The sequence below is a fragment of the Affinundibacterium fentianense genome, from assembly GCF_018139545.1.
Taxonomy (GTDB): domain Bacteria; phylum Pseudomonadota; class Gammaproteobacteria; order Burkholderiales; family Burkholderiaceae_D; genus Undibacterium; species Undibacterium fentianense.
On sequence record NZ_JAGSPJ010000006.1, the window covers coordinates 39,307 to 54,889 of the forward strand.

The 15,583-nt window shown below is 45.4% G+C and carries 11 protein-coding genes; 9 read left to right on the forward strand and 2 right to left on the reverse strand.

The window, feature by feature from the left end:
• Window positions 1-259 precede the first annotated feature (259 nt).
• From KDM90_RS13935 to KDM90_RS13965, 7 genes are all read left to right on the forward strand, one after another.
• Complete coding sequence (locus tag KDM90_RS13935; protein WP_212676238.1) at window positions 260-1,771, forward strand: tryptophan halogenase family protein; 1,512 nt, start codon at window positions 260-262, stop codon at window positions 1,769-1,771.
• 30 nt (window positions 1,772-1,801) lie between these two features.
• Window positions 1,802-3,001 (forward strand): cation:proton antiporter, encoded by a 1,200-nt coding sequence (locus KDM90_RS13940; protein ID WP_212676515.1) that lies wholly within the window; start codon window positions 1,802-1,804, stop codon window positions 2,999-3,001.
• Window positions 3,002-3,070: 69 nt separating this feature from the next.
• The gene (locus tag KDM90_RS13945; protein WP_212676239.1) at window positions 3,071-4,399 is read left to right on the forward strand and encodes an MFS transporter; all 1,329 of its coding nucleotides are present in this window, start codon (window positions 3,071-3,073) and stop codon (window positions 4,397-4,399) included.
• A 218-nt stretch (window positions 4,400-4,617) separates the two neighbouring features.
• Window positions 4,618-6,327 (forward strand): alpha-amylase family glycosyl hydrolase, encoded by a 1,710-nt coding sequence (locus KDM90_RS13950; protein ID WP_212676240.1) that lies wholly within the window; start codon window positions 4,618-4,620, stop codon window positions 6,325-6,327.
• The gene (locus KDM90_RS13955) at window positions 6,324-8,777 is read left to right on the forward strand and encodes a glycoside hydrolase family 31 protein (protein ID WP_212676241.1); all 2,454 of its coding nucleotides are present in this window, start codon (window positions 6,324-6,326) and stop codon (window positions 8,775-8,777) included. Before KDM90_RS13950 ends, KDM90_RS13955 begins: the two co-directional genes overlap by 4 nt.
• A 139-nt stretch (window positions 8,778-8,916) precedes the next feature.
• The gene (locus KDM90_RS13960) at window positions 8,917-9,924 is read left to right on the forward strand and encodes a substrate-binding domain-containing protein (protein ID WP_212676242.1); all 1,008 of its coding nucleotides are present in this window, start codon (window positions 8,917-8,919) and stop codon (window positions 9,922-9,924) included.
• Between the two features lie 77 nt (window positions 9,925-10,001).
• Entirely contained in the window at window positions 10,002-10,379 is a 378-nt protein-coding gene (locus tag KDM90_RS13965; protein WP_212676243.1) for a DUF1801 domain-containing protein, read from the forward strand.
• A gap of 36 nt (window positions 10,380-10,415) precedes the next feature.
• Here the strand turns inward: KDM90_RS13965 and KDM90_RS13970 are convergent, their stop codons facing one another.
• A complete protein-coding gene (locus KDM90_RS13970) occupies window positions 10,416-12,023 on the reverse strand; it encodes a phospholipase D-like domain-containing protein (RefSeq protein WP_212676244.1) in 1,608 nt (535 codons plus the stop codon).
• 364 nt (window positions 12,024-12,387) lie between these two features.
• Here KDM90_RS13970 and KDM90_RS13975 point away from each other — a divergent pair, with 364 nt between their 5' ends.
• Together KDM90_RS13975 and KDM90_RS13980 are read left to right on the forward strand one after the other, a co-directional pair.
• On the forward strand, window positions 12,388-13,590 hold the full coding sequence (locus KDM90_RS13975) for a toxic anion resistance protein (protein WP_212676245.1): 1,203 nt from the start codon (window positions 12,388-12,390) through the stop codon (window positions 13,588-13,590).
• Between the two features lie 88 nt (window positions 13,591-13,678).
• Window positions 13,679-14,140: a YiaA/YiaB family inner membrane protein gene (locus KDM90_RS13980; RefSeq protein ID WP_212676246.1), complete on the forward strand. Its 462-nt coding sequence runs from the start codon at window positions 13,679-13,681 to the stop codon at window positions 14,138-14,140.
• Between the two features lie 50 nt (window positions 14,141-14,190).
• Here the strand turns inward: KDM90_RS13980 and KDM90_RS13985 are convergent, their stop codons facing one another.
• Window positions 14,191-15,075, reverse strand: a complete 885-nt coding sequence (locus KDM90_RS13985) for a hypothetical protein (RefSeq protein ID WP_212676247.1) — start codon at window positions 15,073-15,075, stop codon at window positions 14,191-14,193.
• Window positions 15,076-15,583 lie beyond the last annotated feature (508 nt).

Genomic DNA, 15,583 nt, shown 5'->3' on the forward strand with positions numbered 1-15,583 from the left:
CTGCGCGGCATGGCAGGGGTCTTTTTTTTGCCTGCAAATGCAGTGCGGGTTTGCTTGAGCATCGAAATGATTGCTAGTTTTTATTAGTGATGTTGTTTGCAAATCGGCTTAAGTTTCGAGATTGAATTGAAAATGTGGGGTGATCTAACGCGCTCGGCTACACTGCTACTATTGCGGTGATCGTGTACTTCGAAGCCCACAATATGGCTTTGATATACCCACCATTTTCAATTCATTCTTTCTGATGTGAGAACGCATAATGAATACTAATTTGATTAGAGATGTCATCATTGTTGGTGGCGGTACATCCGGCTGGATGACGGCCGCCGCTTTAGCTCGTACCTTACAAGGGCAATACAATATTCGCCTTGTTGAATCGGATGAAATTGGGATAGTTGGCGTCGGTGAGGCAACAATTCCGATGATACAGCGCTTCAATCACGTACTTGGAATTGACGAGAATGATTTTCTGCGGGAGACCCAAGGCACATTCAAATTGGGTATTGAATTTGTAAATTGGGGCAAGCTGGGTGACCGCTATATGCATGGCTTTGGCACGATAGGTCAAGATACTTATACCGTCCGATTTGATCAGTACTGGCAAAAATATAATCAACAAGGAAAAGTCGCAAAACTGGAAGAATATTCCATCACGCGTATGGCGGCAAAGGCGAATAAATTCATGCCAGCGAATCGCGAAGTAGAAAATTCACCATTAAATCAGATCGCCCATGCCTACCATTTCGATGCTAGCCTTTACGCCAAATATTTACGGAAATATGCGGAGAAACTTGGCGTGATCCGCACCGAGGGAAAAATAACACGAGTGGTGCAGCGTGATACGGATGGTTTTGTCACGGGCTTAGTTTTGGAAGATGGAACGACGATAGACGGTGATTTGTTTATCGACTGTTCGGGTTTTCGCGGCCTGTTGATCGAGCAGACCTTGCACACTGGATATGAAGATTGGACACACTATTTACCCTGCGATCGTGCAATTGCCGTCCCATGTGAATCAGCACCAACACTATTGCCTTACACCCGTTCTACTGCGCATAAAGCTGGTTGGCAATGGCGTATTCCGCTTCAGCATCGAATTGGCAATGGCCATGTTTTTTGTAGCCAATTCATTAGCGAAGATGAAGCGACTGCGTGTCTATTGGCGAACCTTGATGGCAAACCTTTGGCCGATCCGCGTTTAATTAAATTTACGACGGGTATGCGTAAGCAAGCTTGGAATAAGAATGTGGTTGCGATCGGTTTAGCAGGGGGCTTCCTCGAACCCTTGGAGTCCACCAGTATTCACCTGATTCAAACCGCAATCGCCCGTTTGATCCAATTTTTCCCTAGTCGAGAATTTAGTCAGATTGATATCAAAGAATACAACCGTCAAAGTCGATTTGAATTCGAGCGAATTCGGGATTTTGTGATTTTGCATTACAAGTTGAATCAACGCGATGACGCCGATTTTTGGAAAAACTGTGCTGCAATGGCAGTTCCTGATTCTTTAACACACAAGATGGAGATGTATCGGGCGAGTGGGCGACTCTTGCGTGTCGACGATGAGTTGTTCGCTGAAGTCGGTTGGTTGCAAGTTTTTGAGGGCCAAAATATGCCAGTAGAAGGCTATCACGCATTGGTCGACTTACAAACCGAAGTGGATACCTTGGAGTATCTTGAAAGTGTGCGAGATGTGATTAAAAAATGCGTCAATGTAATGCCAGATCATGCCGCGTATATTGCCAAGCATTGTGCGGCACCACGAAGCTAATTTGAAAATCTCGACAAAGGTCTGGCAATGATGAGTAATACGGAAATTTTTCTGATCGCAATGTTGGTGATTTTTACTTTGCCCTATTTGATTTGGCGGCTCGGAAGGACAGACTATTTCGCGCCTTTGGTGGTGGTGCAAATTATTACTGGCATTTTGCTAGGCCCCGGGGTTTTAGGGAATGCCTTGCCCGATGTCTATCAATTTGTATTCAACCCTGTCGTCGTACAAGGATTAAATGGAGTGGCATGGTGGGCTGTCATGCTATTTGTAATGATCGCCGGGATAGAGCTGGATCTGCGAAAAGCGTGGGAACACAAGCGCGAAAGCGGAATCACTGCAGGTCTTGCCTTGGGTGTGCCCTTGATGTTTGGAAGTGTCGTTGCTGTATTGATGTTGCCATTTCCAGGTTGGATGGGGCAAAAAGCATTGAGTTGGCAATTTGTCTTGGGAATCGGAATGTCTTGCGCGGTTACTGCTCTCCCAATTTTGATTTTACTGATGGAAAAATTGCAGATTCTGCGTGAACCCATGGGACAAAGAATTTTGCGTTACGCGAGTGTCGATGATATTGCGATCTGGGGTGTTTTGGCTTTGATTATGCTTGATTGGACTAGGGTTGGACGACAAGCGATCTTTCTCGTGGTATTTGGTGTTGTTGCCTTTGGGTTTAGAAAATTGATGCAAGCGATCGAAGAAAAGGATCGTTGGTATGTCGCCTTAATTTGGCTGGCACTTTGCTCGTTTGCCGCAGACTGGGCGGGATTGCATTTTATGGTAGGTGCCTTTTTAGCTGGCGCTGTGATGGATGCAGAATGGTTTAATCAGGAGAAGATGGATTTGCTCCGGCACCATGTTTTGCTCGTTATGATGCCCGTATTTTTCTTGAGTACTGGTTTGAAAACCAACTGGACTCTAGGAGGTGTCGTTGTATTTTTCGTCGCAGCTGGTCTTTTGTTTGCCTCTATTAGTGGCAAGTGGCTCGGGATTCAAATTGCTGGACGTATATTGCAATGGCAACCTGGCGAAGCGAGCATCATTGCGTGGCTACTACAAACTAAAGCGCTCATTATGATTATTTTCGCCAATATTTTGCTAGACAAAGCAATCATCACCGATGCGACATTCACCGCCTTGCTGTTAATGGCAATCGGCAGCACGATGTTGACAGTGCCAGTCGTACAACCAAAGTTAGCGCGGCTTCGTGAATTGATTAGCCGCAGTGCATAGAGCAAGAAGAATCGCGGCATGGCTGAATGTGCCTTGCCAATGAAACATAGAATTTTTGAGGGGACAACAATGCAACAACTAGCAAAACCGCGCCTAACGTTCTGGCAAATTTGGCACATGAGCTTTGGCTTTTTTGGTATTCAATTTGGATTTGCACTGCAAAATACGAATACCAGCCGCATTTTCGCGACCCTAGGCGCGGACATCGACAGCTTATCGATACTTTGGCTAGCAGCACCGATTACGGGTCTCTTAGTACAACCGTTGATAGGATATTTGAGCGATAACACTTGGCATCCGACCTGGGGACGTCGACGCCCATTCTTTTTTGTTGGATCGGTCTTAGCATCCATCGCGATGTTTTTGATGCCTAACTCTAGCGTATTGTGGATGGCGGTCTTTGTGCTGTGGTTGATGGATGCGTCGATCAACGTATCGATGGAACCATTTCGGGCATTTGTTGGTGATAAATTGGATGCGAGTCAGCAGACCGGCGGGTTTGCAATGCAGACCTTTTTCATCGGTTGCGGTGGTGTGATTGCTTCCTTGTTGCCAACGATTTTTACCGACTATTTGGGCGTCAGCAATGTACCTGTGAATGGTGCGATTCCAGACACCGTGCGCTATTCGTTCTATGTCGGTGGAACTGTCTATTTCCTCGCTGTTTTATGGACCGTTTTACTGAGCAAGGAAGATGCTCCAGCCGATATGGATGCGTTTTTGGCAGAGCGTGCTGCGAACAAGGGCTTGGCGAATGCAGTGAAAGAGATCCTCGGCGGCTTTTTTAAAATGCCTAAGACGATGGTGCAATTGGCGATCGTGCAGTTTTTTACGTGGGTCGCCTTATTTGCGATGTGGGTCTACACCACACCATCGATTGCGCAGGGTGTATTTCATTCAAGCGACGCACAATCAAGTGCTTACCAAGAAGCAGGTAATTGGGTCGGTATTATGTTTGCGATGTATGGCGGTGTTTCCGCAATAGCCGCATTTTTGCTACCAATGTTGGCAAAAATTACTAGCCGTAAGATGGTGCATTTATTGTGTCTCACGATCGGTGGCCTCAGTCTCATTAGTATTTTCGCGATTACTAGTAAAGAAATGTTGTTGCTGCCGATGGTCGGTGTTGGAATCGCATGGGCTAGTGTTTTGACCATGCCCTATGCAATCCTAGCGGGTGCCTTACCAGCCAACAAAATGGGTTACTACATGGGCTTATTCAATTTCTTCGTTGTGATTCCGCAGATCGTTGCGGGTGTGGTACTGGGAGCGATTTTGAAACATTTTTTCGCGAATCAATCGGTCAAAGTATTAATGCTCGGCGGCGCTTGTATGGTGCTGGCAGGTGTGTTGACTTTATTGGTGCAAGACAAGGTTGATCAGGTTAAAGCACAGTAGTACAACATGGATTGATTTTTCGACGTTGCTGCCGCACAGAAAGACCGAGAGTGGTTTGGAAGATGGAAATAGGTGCAAGACAGGAATCAGTTCATAACGAAATCAGTTGGTGCTGACGCGTGGCATTCGGCACCGATTTCACCTTATCCGTGTGCGGAGCAAGCTTGAGCACAACAACACAAAAGTTGAAGCTCACAATGAAAATAGAGGAAAGAACTATGTTCCGCAAGACTTTGCTTAGTTTGTCGATTGCAATCGTGTTTTTTGGCTTCAGCAGTAGTGCTGCTGAACGTCACAAACAAGTCAGTTCCCATCCATTCTTGTGGGAGAACGCAACTGTCTATTTCGTATTGACGGACCGATTCGTTAATTCTGATAAATCGAATGACTTGGCTTATGGTCGTCAAGCTGATGCGGCAGCGTTGCGTGGTTTCATGGGAGGTGATCTGAAGGGGATTACGGCCAAAATTAAGGACGGTTATTTTTCTCGATTAGGCGTTAATGCGCTTTGGCTCACGCCTCCGGTTGAACAAATTCATGCTGCTACCGATGAAGGTACCGGCAAATCTTATGGGTTTCATGGCTATTGGGCAAAAGATTTTACGAGCATCGATGCGAATTGGGGAACAGAAAAAGACTTGAATAATTTGATTGAGACTGCCCATCGACACGGTATTCGGATTTTGCTTGATGTGGTTCTGAATCATACGGGACCTGTAACTGAGTCCGATCCAGTGTGGCCAGCCGATTGGGTTAGAACGTCCCCCACTTGTGATTACCAGTCGGCAAACGGGGCAATGCAATGCACTCTCGTTAAAAATTTGCCTGACTTTTTGACCGAAAGTGATCAGCCCGTCGAGCTTCCGCCATTTTTGATTAAGAAGTGGAAACAAGAAGGTCGTTATCAACGTGAGGTTCAAGAGCTTGAGGCTTTTTTTGGCCGCACGGGTTATCCACGTGCTCCACGGTATTACTTAATAAAATGGCAGACGGATTGGGTTCGCCGTCACGGAATAGATGGGTTTCGCGTTGACACCGTCAAACATGTGGAAGCGTCAGTTTGGAAGGAATTGAAGCAAGAAGCCAGTCTTGCTTTCGAGGAGTGGAAAAAGGCCAATCCGAATAAAAAGTTGAGTGATGACCCGTTCTTTATGACCGCTGAAGCATACAACTATCCGATTAGTGATGGTTTATTGTTTCGGATGGATGGTGGTTCTCGAATCAATTATTACGCCAACGGTTTCGACAGCATGATCAATTTTGGCTTCAAATCGGATGCAAATCTATCCTATGAGGCATTGTTTAGTCGTTACTCGCAGTATTTGCAGAAAGAACTACGTGGTTATTCCGTATTGAATTACATCAGTTCACATGATGATGGCAGTCCATTTGATCCAACGCGTCAACGTACGTTTGAATCGGCGACAAAGTTACTGTTAAGTCCTGGCTCGGCGCAAATTTATTATGGTGACGAAATTGCTCGCATGTTGAATATCGATGAAGCGCAAGGTGATGCAAAATTACGTTCGATGATGGATTGGAGCGTCTTGCAAGGCCATAAACCCTTGCCTGAGATTCCGAAAAACTCACCGCCTCAAGTCTCTAAGTCTTATCGAGATTTGCTGATTCATTGGCAAAAACTAGGACAATTTCGACGAGCGCATATTGCAGTGGGAGCGGGTGTTCATCAACAAATTTCTGCCACACCGTATATTTTTAAACGCCATTATCAAAAGGATGGTGTGAGCGATGCTGTGATTGCCGCACTGGATATAGAAATCGGTAAGGCCTTAAGCATTCCTATCGATGGGGTATTTCAAGACGGTGAAGTTGTGCGTGACTATTACACTGGAACAAAACATATCATCAAGAATGGCATGCTAGAAATGCATGCGACGCATTCGATTATCTTATTGGGCAAGCCATGAAAAAATCTCTTTCCTTAAAACATCTTGTGGGCTTTGCGAGCAGTGGTTTGGCAATCGTTTTTTCGGGACAAGCCGTCGCCCAGAATGCACATCGTTTGATTCAAAAAATTGATGTACGGCCCACGCATTTGGAAGTTCATACCAATGATGGACTCTATAAGATCCGTGCGTATTCGAATGACGTGATTGAGACAAGTTTTATTCCGCAAGGACAAGTTTTAAGCAGTTTCGAACAGCAGTCGCACGCCGTGGTCGCTCGGCCACTCACTGCCTTGACGCAGTTTAAAGAGTCGGCAACGCATATCGACTATGCGACAAAAGGGATCGCAGTTCAGATTCAAAAATCACCATTCCAACTTCGCTATTTTTATCACGGGAAATTACTTACTTCGGAGAAGTTAGGCTATGAAAAAATTGAAAGCCCAGAGAAAAATCAAGAACGATTGAGTTTTAATCTTGATTCGCAAGAAATGCTGTACGGGGCGGGTGCCCGCGCTCTCGGCATGAATCGTCGGGGGCATCGTCTGCCTTTGTATAACAAGGCGCATTATGGATATGAAGAACAATCTAGTCAGATGAATTTCGGCATTCCTTTAGTTTATTCATCGAAACTTTACGGCATCCATTTTGATAATGCTGCAATCGGAACCCTAGATCTTGATAGTAGTAAAGCGAATACCTTGACTTATGAAACGATCGGTGGACGTAAAACCTACCAAGTTATTGCAGGAAATGATTGGCAAAGTCTGGTCGGTCATTACACACAATTGACTGGACGCCAGCCATTGCCACCGCGTTGGGCCCTAGGACATTTTGCTAGTCGTTTTGGATATCACTCGGAGACGGAAGCACGCCAATTGATTGCACAGTACCGACACGAGCAAGTTCCAGTTGATGCGATTATTTTTGATCTGTATTGGTTCGGAAAAGAGATTAAGGGAACAATGGGGAATTTGGCTTTCGATCCAGATCAATTTCAAAATCCCAAAGCGATGATCGCAGATTTTAATCAACAAGGTGTCAAGACGGTTTTAATTACTGAGCCGTTTATATTAACGACCTCAAAAAGATGGCAAGAGGCAGTGCGCGAAGAGGTATTGGCGACTGATCATGCAGGCAAACCTTACACCTACGACTTTTATTTTGGCAATACGGGGTTAATTGATATTTTTAAACCCAAAGCAAGAACATGGTTTTGGCAAATTTATAAAGACCTCGCGAGCTTGGGTGTTGCTGGTGTGTGGGGTGACTTGGGTGAGCCTGAAGTGCATCCAAGTGCCTTGCGTCATGCTGATGGCCAATTGGGGGCCGATCAAGTCCACAATATTTATGGTCATGAGTGGGCGAAACTGGTTGCGCAAGGTTACCAGAAAGATTTACCCAATCAGCGTCCGTTTATCTTGATGCGCGCTGGTTATTCGGGATCGCAACGGTTTGGATTGATTCCGTGGTCGGGCGATGTTAATCGCACTTGGGGCGGACTGCGTTCACAGCCCGAAATCGCTTTGCAGATGGGGCTGCAAGGGATGGCCTATATGCATTCTGACTTAGGTGGTTTTGCTGGGGCAAATTTAGATGATGAACTGTATGTTCGCTGGTTGCAGTATGGCGTTTTTCAACCAATTTTCCGACCACACGCGCAGGAGGAAGTGCCCTCTGAGGTGGTTTATCGCGCGGACAGAGCAAAGAGTTTAGCCAAAGCAGCGGTGACTTTGCGCTATCGCTTGCTTCCCTATAACTACACTCTTGCTTTTGAGAATCAGGAGCAAGGTTTGCCATTGATGCGTCCTTTGTTTTTCGAAGATTCAAGCAACCCAAAATTTTTAGCACATTCCGCTTCCTATCTGTGGGGGCAGGATTTTTTAGTCCAACCTGTCACAAATCCTGGGCAGAAACAAGCGGATGTTTTATTTCCCGCGGGTCGATGGATTGACTTCTATTCTGGACGTATCTATGACGGTGGTAGATCTCATAGCGTTGATGTGCAGGAGGACCATATTCCTGTTTTTGTTCGTGCAGGAGCACTGATTCCGATGGCGGCACCGATGCAAAGCACGCAATTCTATCAAGAGCAGCAATTGGAATTGCACTATTATCACGATGCGAGTGTCGTATCTAGCCGTGGGAAAATGTATGAAGATGATGGCGTCACGCCACAGGCGTTTAGTCAAGGCTTGTATCGTCTCCATCAATTTGAAAGTCGATTTGACGCTAGCAAGTCGCAATTGCAAATCCACTTAAGTCAGGTGCATGGCAAGCGAATGCCAGCGCAAAATAAACAAGTCAAATTGACGATTCATCAAATCCAAGATGCACCAAAACAAGTCCATTTTGGCGATCAAATTTTAAAATTTGAGTGGGATAGACAGACCCAAAAATTGGAGCTGGAGTTTACAACCAACGCCAGCAAGGCAGGAAAACGATCGAATTTAATTCGTGTTAATTGGTAAACGCTGTGCATTATTTAGAAGAAAGCGCCAATTTCGGTATTGCGATCTGACTTGTTTGTTCAGGCTTGTATAGCAGGTCGCATACTATTACACTTCCTTTCTTTTTAATCCGTATGTATTCGCAAACCTTATAGGTCCCATGAATCTCAAAAGCTTGGCACAAAATCTCGGTATCTCTGAAACCACGGTGAGCCGTGCATTAAATGGCTATCCAGAGGTCAGTGCACGCACACGTCAACGAGTGCTCGAAGCAGCAGAGCAATTTGGGTACCGCCCCAATCCCATGGCGCGGAGTTTGGCGTCTGGTCGTACCAATGTGATAGGCATAATCCACGCATTGATAGCAAACGATTTGGCTGACCCCATGTTTATGCAAATTATTGGCGGCATGGTTGAGGCACTCGAAGTCAGGCAAATGGATCTGATCATGGCGCCTGTATCGCCAGAACATGAGTTACGCGCATATGAACATATGGTGAAAGAGCGTCGAGTGGATGGCTTGATCGTTGGGCGTACGAAACTCTATGACGAACGGGTTGCCTACCTAGCCCAACATGGCTTGCCCTTTGTCGCGCATGGACGTACCCGTGTCAACGAACCTCATGCATGGTTTGATTATGACAATGAAAGCGGAATGCGTATCGCTGTCGAACATTTATTAGCGCATGGACACCAGCGGATCGCCTTGATGAGCGCGCCTCTGGAAATGAACTTTGCCCGTCAACGCTTCGATAGCTTTCAGACTGTGATGCAGGACGCCGGTTTGCAATGCAATCCAGATCTGTTAAAAAATAATTCGAACGATCGTCGGGGAGGCTATGCAGCCATGCAGCAGCTATTAAATGGTTCCATCCTTCCAAGCGCCGTGATCGTGGACAATCATATGGCAGGTGTGGGCGCGATGCGTGCTTTGCTTGATGCGGGAATCGCCATTGGAAAGCAGATTTCTATCATCGTTTGGGGAAAAATGGAGGATTCATTGGCGGGCTACCATGTCACCACGATCGAACAACCGAACCCTGATCTTGCTGGAAAGAAAATGATAGAAATGCTGCTTTTACTGCAAAACGGGACCTCGCCCTCAGACTTGCAAGTTTTGTGGCAGCCTATTCTGCTTGCCGGTGAGACAGTCAATCACGCACGCTGATCATCGACCCGTGATCAGGTTTGTAAAAACTGGCTAATCCGATTTTTTTCGCAGTTTTTCAATGCTAGGAGACCACATTGCATCATCAGCTCCAGGATGAGCGTGTACAAGGATTGTTGGACGACCTTCGTTTGACGCGTCCGGATCACTATACTTTGGTCCAAGCTGTGCGCCAAATTATCTTAGACATGGCTCCGGGAATCGTCGAAGAGGTGAAGTATGGCGGCATTTTGTTTGGAATACTTCAGCCTTTTTGTGGTGTATTCGTTTATTCGAATCACATCACCATCGAGTTTAGCGACGGTGCAAAATTACCCGATCAATTTGGCATGTTGGCGGGTCAGGGCAAATTACGTCGTCATATAAAATTAAACCAGCTGGAGGATGTATCGATCAAACAGCTACCGCATTTCATTGAGCTCGCTTCACATCAAAATACGTGTGATTCTGCCTAGACGCCAATCTGCCTTCCCGGTTTCATACGCAAGATTTCATAGAAGTGGTCGTAGTGGTAGGTGTTGTAAAAAGCGAATTTTGAGAACGGTTAGCCAGTCCGCATTTCGATCGGGGTTATCTTTGGCTGCATTCCAACTGTACTCACTTTGCATATCGGCCTTGATTGTTTCGGCCAAGCCTTGGGCTAACTGTGAGTTATAAATCAGCACGCCAACTTCTGAGTTTAAATTTTCAGATCGCGGGTCGAAATTAAACGTACCAATGTAGGCAACTTCTTGGTCGATCACCATCGACTTTGCGTGTAGCCCAAACACCTTAGGGTTCAATTTTTCGATGACAGGAGAATGCAATAGGCGTCTTGAATTGATTGGGTTGGGATTCAATTCGTATATTTGTAGTCCCATTTTAAGTAAGTCTTCGCGCTGCTCGCGATATTTGCTGAAAGCTTGCAAGTTATCGCTTGAGGCGAGTGAGTTCGTGTGAACTGAAATCTTCACTCCACGAGCTAACGATTCCTTGATTATCAATTTAACTTGGTCAGAGAGAACCAAATAAGGCGATTGAATTAAAATTTCTTTTTTCGCCGATCTGACAAGTTGCGCGAGCGCACGCGAGTTGTCGCCGTTGCCTTGCCAGCCAGCACTGTGATTTTTGCCCGGAACATCATGAATGAACTCGACTTTGGTCCAAATCATTTCACGCACAAGTCGTTCAAAAGTATCAGGCAGGCTTGATATTTCCGGTTTGATTGCTGGATTAAAGTTGGATGTCTCCTGCGCATAGAGATGCAACTGCTGATAGATTTTCAGGATCTCTGGATCGTCAAATTCGAGGTGGGCAAGACGACTCTCCGCAAAAATCTTCTCGACTGCATTAGTCGATGGATGCTGCCAAAAATTGTCGAAATTTGCACGTACTCTGTCCATAGCATCACCGATTAAAAGAGCATCACGATCTAGGAAATGTGCACGGTGATGAGGATCGAAGGCTTCGCTAGTCATATCCCGACCTCCGATGATGGCGATCACGCCATCCACAACAAAAGATTTGTCGTACATTCTCTGATTTGCGCTCTTGAAGTCGGCAATGACACTCCAAAGGCGATTGCCGACGTTGGTCCCCACTCGGTGTTTGGGATTGTAGATCCGAATCTCTATATTCGGATGCCTTGCAAGCGCAAGAAACGTCTTATCTTCGGCCTCGATGTATAGATCATCGACGATGACGCGGACCTTCACACCTCGATCTGCGGCATGCAATAGTGCTTCTGATGCGAGCGTGCCGATATTGTCGTTACTCCATTTGAAATATTGGACTTCAATACTGTGATGCGCATGATCGGCTAACCATGCTCTAGCCAAGAGGGAATCCAGTGCATTTTCCAAAATATAAATGCCTGTTTGATTCGGGTGTACTTGTGTGAATTTGAATAGATAGTCTTTGAGTGTCGAGTTGATTTTTCCTTGAACCTGAATACTCGCTGCGGGAGAAGTATATTGGGTTTGAGATGTGAGTTTAGTCCTGTCAACAGGAAGGCTATCGTAAAGTGCACCTGTGTTAGGAAATGGCCGATCTAAGTACCAGAATACGCTGAGAAAACAAAGGATGACGAAACTGAGTTTGAGTTTATTTGCAGGATGCATAGCAAGATAAAAGAAGAATTAGACACATGTGCCTTAGCCAGTTTACAAGAGAATGAACGGAAGCCGTGGAGATTCTTGGAAACGCATAAGAAGGCCTAGTCGAGTGAAATTTGTCGGTGGTATCGCCTAGGGAGACTCGCTTGTTAGGGAGGTGCGACTTGTATCGTGAAAGTGGAATATTTGAAGGCCCGCTGGCATATTTTGTCGTCGATTGTTCGGAGTCAAGCTGTGTCGCGTGAGACCCAGTGCCTGAGGAACCTAGAGCAAATTTCCGACGAAAAGGTCAATCGACTAAATGCATATTGCCAATAAATTAATGTCAATTTATATTGCCATAAATTTAATTTGATCCGAAAGGAAGAAAATGAAAGATCACACAACAAGCCCATTGAATAGTCAATTTGTCTTACAAGCCCCTGAAGTGATCACGCCAGTTAGCGAACAAGTGGCAAAAGCAGCTGTACCACTGAGCGCCGATATGAAAAACGCGGTTGAGGATCAAGTTGAACATTTTATGCAAGCTTTGTTGTCAGAAGATTTGCAAAGTGAGAGTTTCAAAACGCGACTTGATAGCGCGTTCGCTTTAGGGCGTGAGGAAATCTCAATTGCATCAGGGCTGATGCAGGGGCGTCTGTTGCAAACTAATTTCATCGGTATGGAAGATAGCTCCGCTTTCAAAGCAATACAAGAGATGCGCGAACATCTAGATCAATTGAATCCGGGAAAAGAAGGTGATTTATTTCAGCCGAAGAAATTGCTGGGCTTGATTCCTTATGGAAATAAATTGCAGAGTTATTTTCGACGGTATCAGGGAGCAGCCAGTCAGCTACAGAAGAGTATGCAGCAGCTTTACGCGGCACGTGACGATATGCAACGCGATGTCCTTGATATTGAAGCTACCCGTGCGAAGTTGTGGGAAGCAATGCAAAAATTAAATGGTGCCATTTACTTTGCAGAAACTCTAGACCGACGCTTGCATGAGCGGGTATTGGCTTTAAAGGCGCACGATAGTGTGCGTGCTCAAGCACTCGAACAAGAAGTACTGTTCTATGCACGACAAAATTTACAGGACATGTTGACACAGCAGGCAGTTTGCACGAACGGCTATTTGGCCTTGGATGTTCTGAAGAAGACGGGTCGAGAGATGATGAATGGCTGTAGTCGTGTTGCTACAACGGGAATGAGTGCCCTTGCGGTTGCGCAAACTCTCGCTCGTGCGACAGGGAATCAAATCAAAGTGATGGATGCATTAACAGGCATCAACCAGACTGTTGAGAGTTTAATTGGTGAAACAGGCCGTCTGCTAAATCAGCATACGGATAGGCTTGGGCAGTTTGCACAAAACCCGATGGTCGGCATCGATAAGTTAAAAGAAATGTTTGATCAAACTTTTAAAGCGATGGACGCGATGGATACGTTTAAATCAAAAGCAATCGATGTGATGGGTCAAAATAATCACATTATTCAGCAACAACTTGAAAAAGCTGAGCAATATTTGGATAAGCATCGTCAACACCAAGTGCGCGAAGCGAGTCGTACCGAAATTGCCGGCCCTGTTGCATTGTAAGTTTCATTTGAGAGTAGGTTTCGTTTATAGGTCGTGCAAAGCAGCATCGTTTCATTCGTCAAATCAACAATTTCATTGAGAGGGAAAAATGACCACACAATACATCATGCAGCGTGACAGTAATGGTTGGCGTCTTCAAGTTTGGCTATCATTCGGCATTGCCATCGTAGCCTGCGCTGCCGGAGCGATTCAGTTGCCGGGCCAAGAATTGGATCGAGCATTTGTCGCGCTCGGTTTGTTTTTTAGTTTGTTTGCCTGTTTCGCAGTTGCCAAAATGATCCGCGATAATCGCGATGGACAGATTGATACAGCATCGTGGGTCATGACGGTATGGGCTGCATTCGCGGCAGCAATTATATTGACCGCGTGGGGGCTCTGGCGGATGAATATTCCAACATGGGAAAAAAACTACATGGTGGTAAGCTGGCTATTCTTGATCGCGTCGACATTTACCCTTGCGAAAACAATTCGTGATGCACATGAAGTCGCATTAATGGAACGCGCAAATTTGACGACCGCTTCATCAAGTCAGGATGCACCGCTTGCATAAACTGAAAATAGCGAGAACCGTACAGCTCATACCATTGATCGTGCATGCTTTTATTGGATAGTTTGGGATTCTCGACTTTTTGCTTCTAAAAAACGCTGCTGTCGCAATAAATGCGCTGCGGCGTTTTTCCTTAATTGTTCCGCACGATGTTCTATTTCCATTTGGAGTAGATGCAGCTGTTGCAATAACAAATCTAGCGCAGTTTTCCCATTTTCGATCACTTTTGTGTTTCGAATATCGGCCGGCACTTGAAGATAGCTTTCTAGACTATCAGGTAAATATCGACGAAGACATTCATTCAGATAGAATTTATCGTCGATTGGCAAATCCATTTGAGAATTGGATTGTTGAGTGAGCTCATGAATTTGTATGAATTGAGCTTTGATCGCGAGCAATTGTGATTTTAGAGTCGCGAATGACTCACCTAATTGGGAAGAGCTTTGCGCGATTTGATCGTGATCATTGCATTGGGCAAGGCTAAGTTTTTCGATGACTTTGTCAAACGCCAGTAGACTTAATTCGTCGAAAAACATGGCTTCATCGGCGAATGTGGAATTCGCAACGTACTGTAATGCTGAACGATGTCGAGCACGTGCAATGCCCATCCAAATTAGACAGATCAGCAACCCGAGACTCGCAAGCATCGCGATCGAAAATGAATGTTGGATTGCGGCTAAAACGAGTCCCAATACAGAAAATGTCAGACAGAAGATGTTGAGAATTTGGGTGCTGTTGACTTTATTCGATGCGCTCGAAATCGTGCGTCTTTTTAATTGATCAGATAAAGATAAGCCAAATACGTGCTTCGCTCGAAGCGAAGTGATTCGATTCTTGAGGGTGGGGTTGAGCGGCTTTTCTTCTACCTTGGGAAGGGAGGTCGTTCTGCGATTAACTGGGCGGTTAGAGGCCACGTACTTTGGGTCAGTAGGATGCATGGTGAATTGCAGTAAAAATTAAGTCTCAAACGGGTATCATAAAATCGAACAATTGACGCTTACATGCGACAAAGAGTGCCCTCGCGTAGTTTGTGTGGATGGGACTTGTCCCAATTTAATTGTGCGAAATATCGATGGTTCATTCTTTTCTTATTCCACCCGTTATTCTGCGCATTATTATCGTGTCATGAAAACAAATGCATTCTGTTTGAACTTGGATAGAAAGTTCTAAGGTACCCAACAAAGAAATACGAGATGAGTGATCACCCAGAATTTGAATTGCATCTTAGTTTTCACCACTTTCCAAATTTCTGTTACCGGGGATTGTTGCAATACGATCGTTTGTGCATTGTCTAGTGAAAGGCGCTATCTCAGAATGGGAGATCTGGCGATGCATGAGATAGTTCAATTCGGTGACTTCAGCTATGTCATTTTTTTGCGATATCGATTCTCGGCAAATGGTGTTAATTCAAAAAGAATAATTTTTAATTATTTTCTCCGACTAAGG

Coding starts and splice junctions, on each gene's coding strand:
- KDM90_RS13935 (WP_212676238.1), top strand. CDS start 260: ATGAATACTAATTTGATTAGAGATGTCATCATTGTTGGTGGCGGTACA.
- KDM90_RS13940 (WP_212676515.1), top strand. CDS start 1,802: ATGAGTAATACGGAAATTTTTCTGATCGCAATGTTGGTGATTTTTACT.
- KDM90_RS13945 (WP_212676239.1), top strand. CDS start 3,071: ATGCAACAACTAGCAAAACCGCGCCTAACGTTCTGGCAAATTTGGCAC.
- KDM90_RS13950 (WP_212676240.1), top strand. CDS start 4,618: ATGTTCCGCAAGACTTTGCTTAGTTTGTCGATTGCAATCGTGTTTTTT.
- KDM90_RS13955 (WP_212676241.1), top strand. CDS start 6,324: ATGAAAAAATCTCTTTCCTTAAAACATCTTGTGGGCTTTGCGAGCAGT.
- KDM90_RS13960 (WP_212676242.1), top strand. CDS start 8,917: ATGAATCTCAAAAGCTTGGCACAAAATCTCGGTATCTCTGAAACCACG.
- KDM90_RS13970 (WP_212676244.1), bottom strand. CDS start 12,023: ATGCATCCTGCAAATAAACTCAAACTCAGTTTCGTCATCCTTTGTTTT.
- KDM90_RS13975 (WP_212676245.1), top strand. CDS start 12,388: ATGAAAGATCACACAACAAGCCCATTGAATAGTCAATTTGTCTTACAA.
- KDM90_RS13980 (WP_212676246.1), top strand. CDS start 13,679: ATGACCACACAATACATCATGCAGCGTGACAGTAATGGTTGGCGTCTT.
- KDM90_RS13985 (WP_212676247.1), bottom strand. CDS start 15,075: ATGCATCCTACTGACCCAAAGTACGTGGCCTCTAACCGCCCAGTTAAT.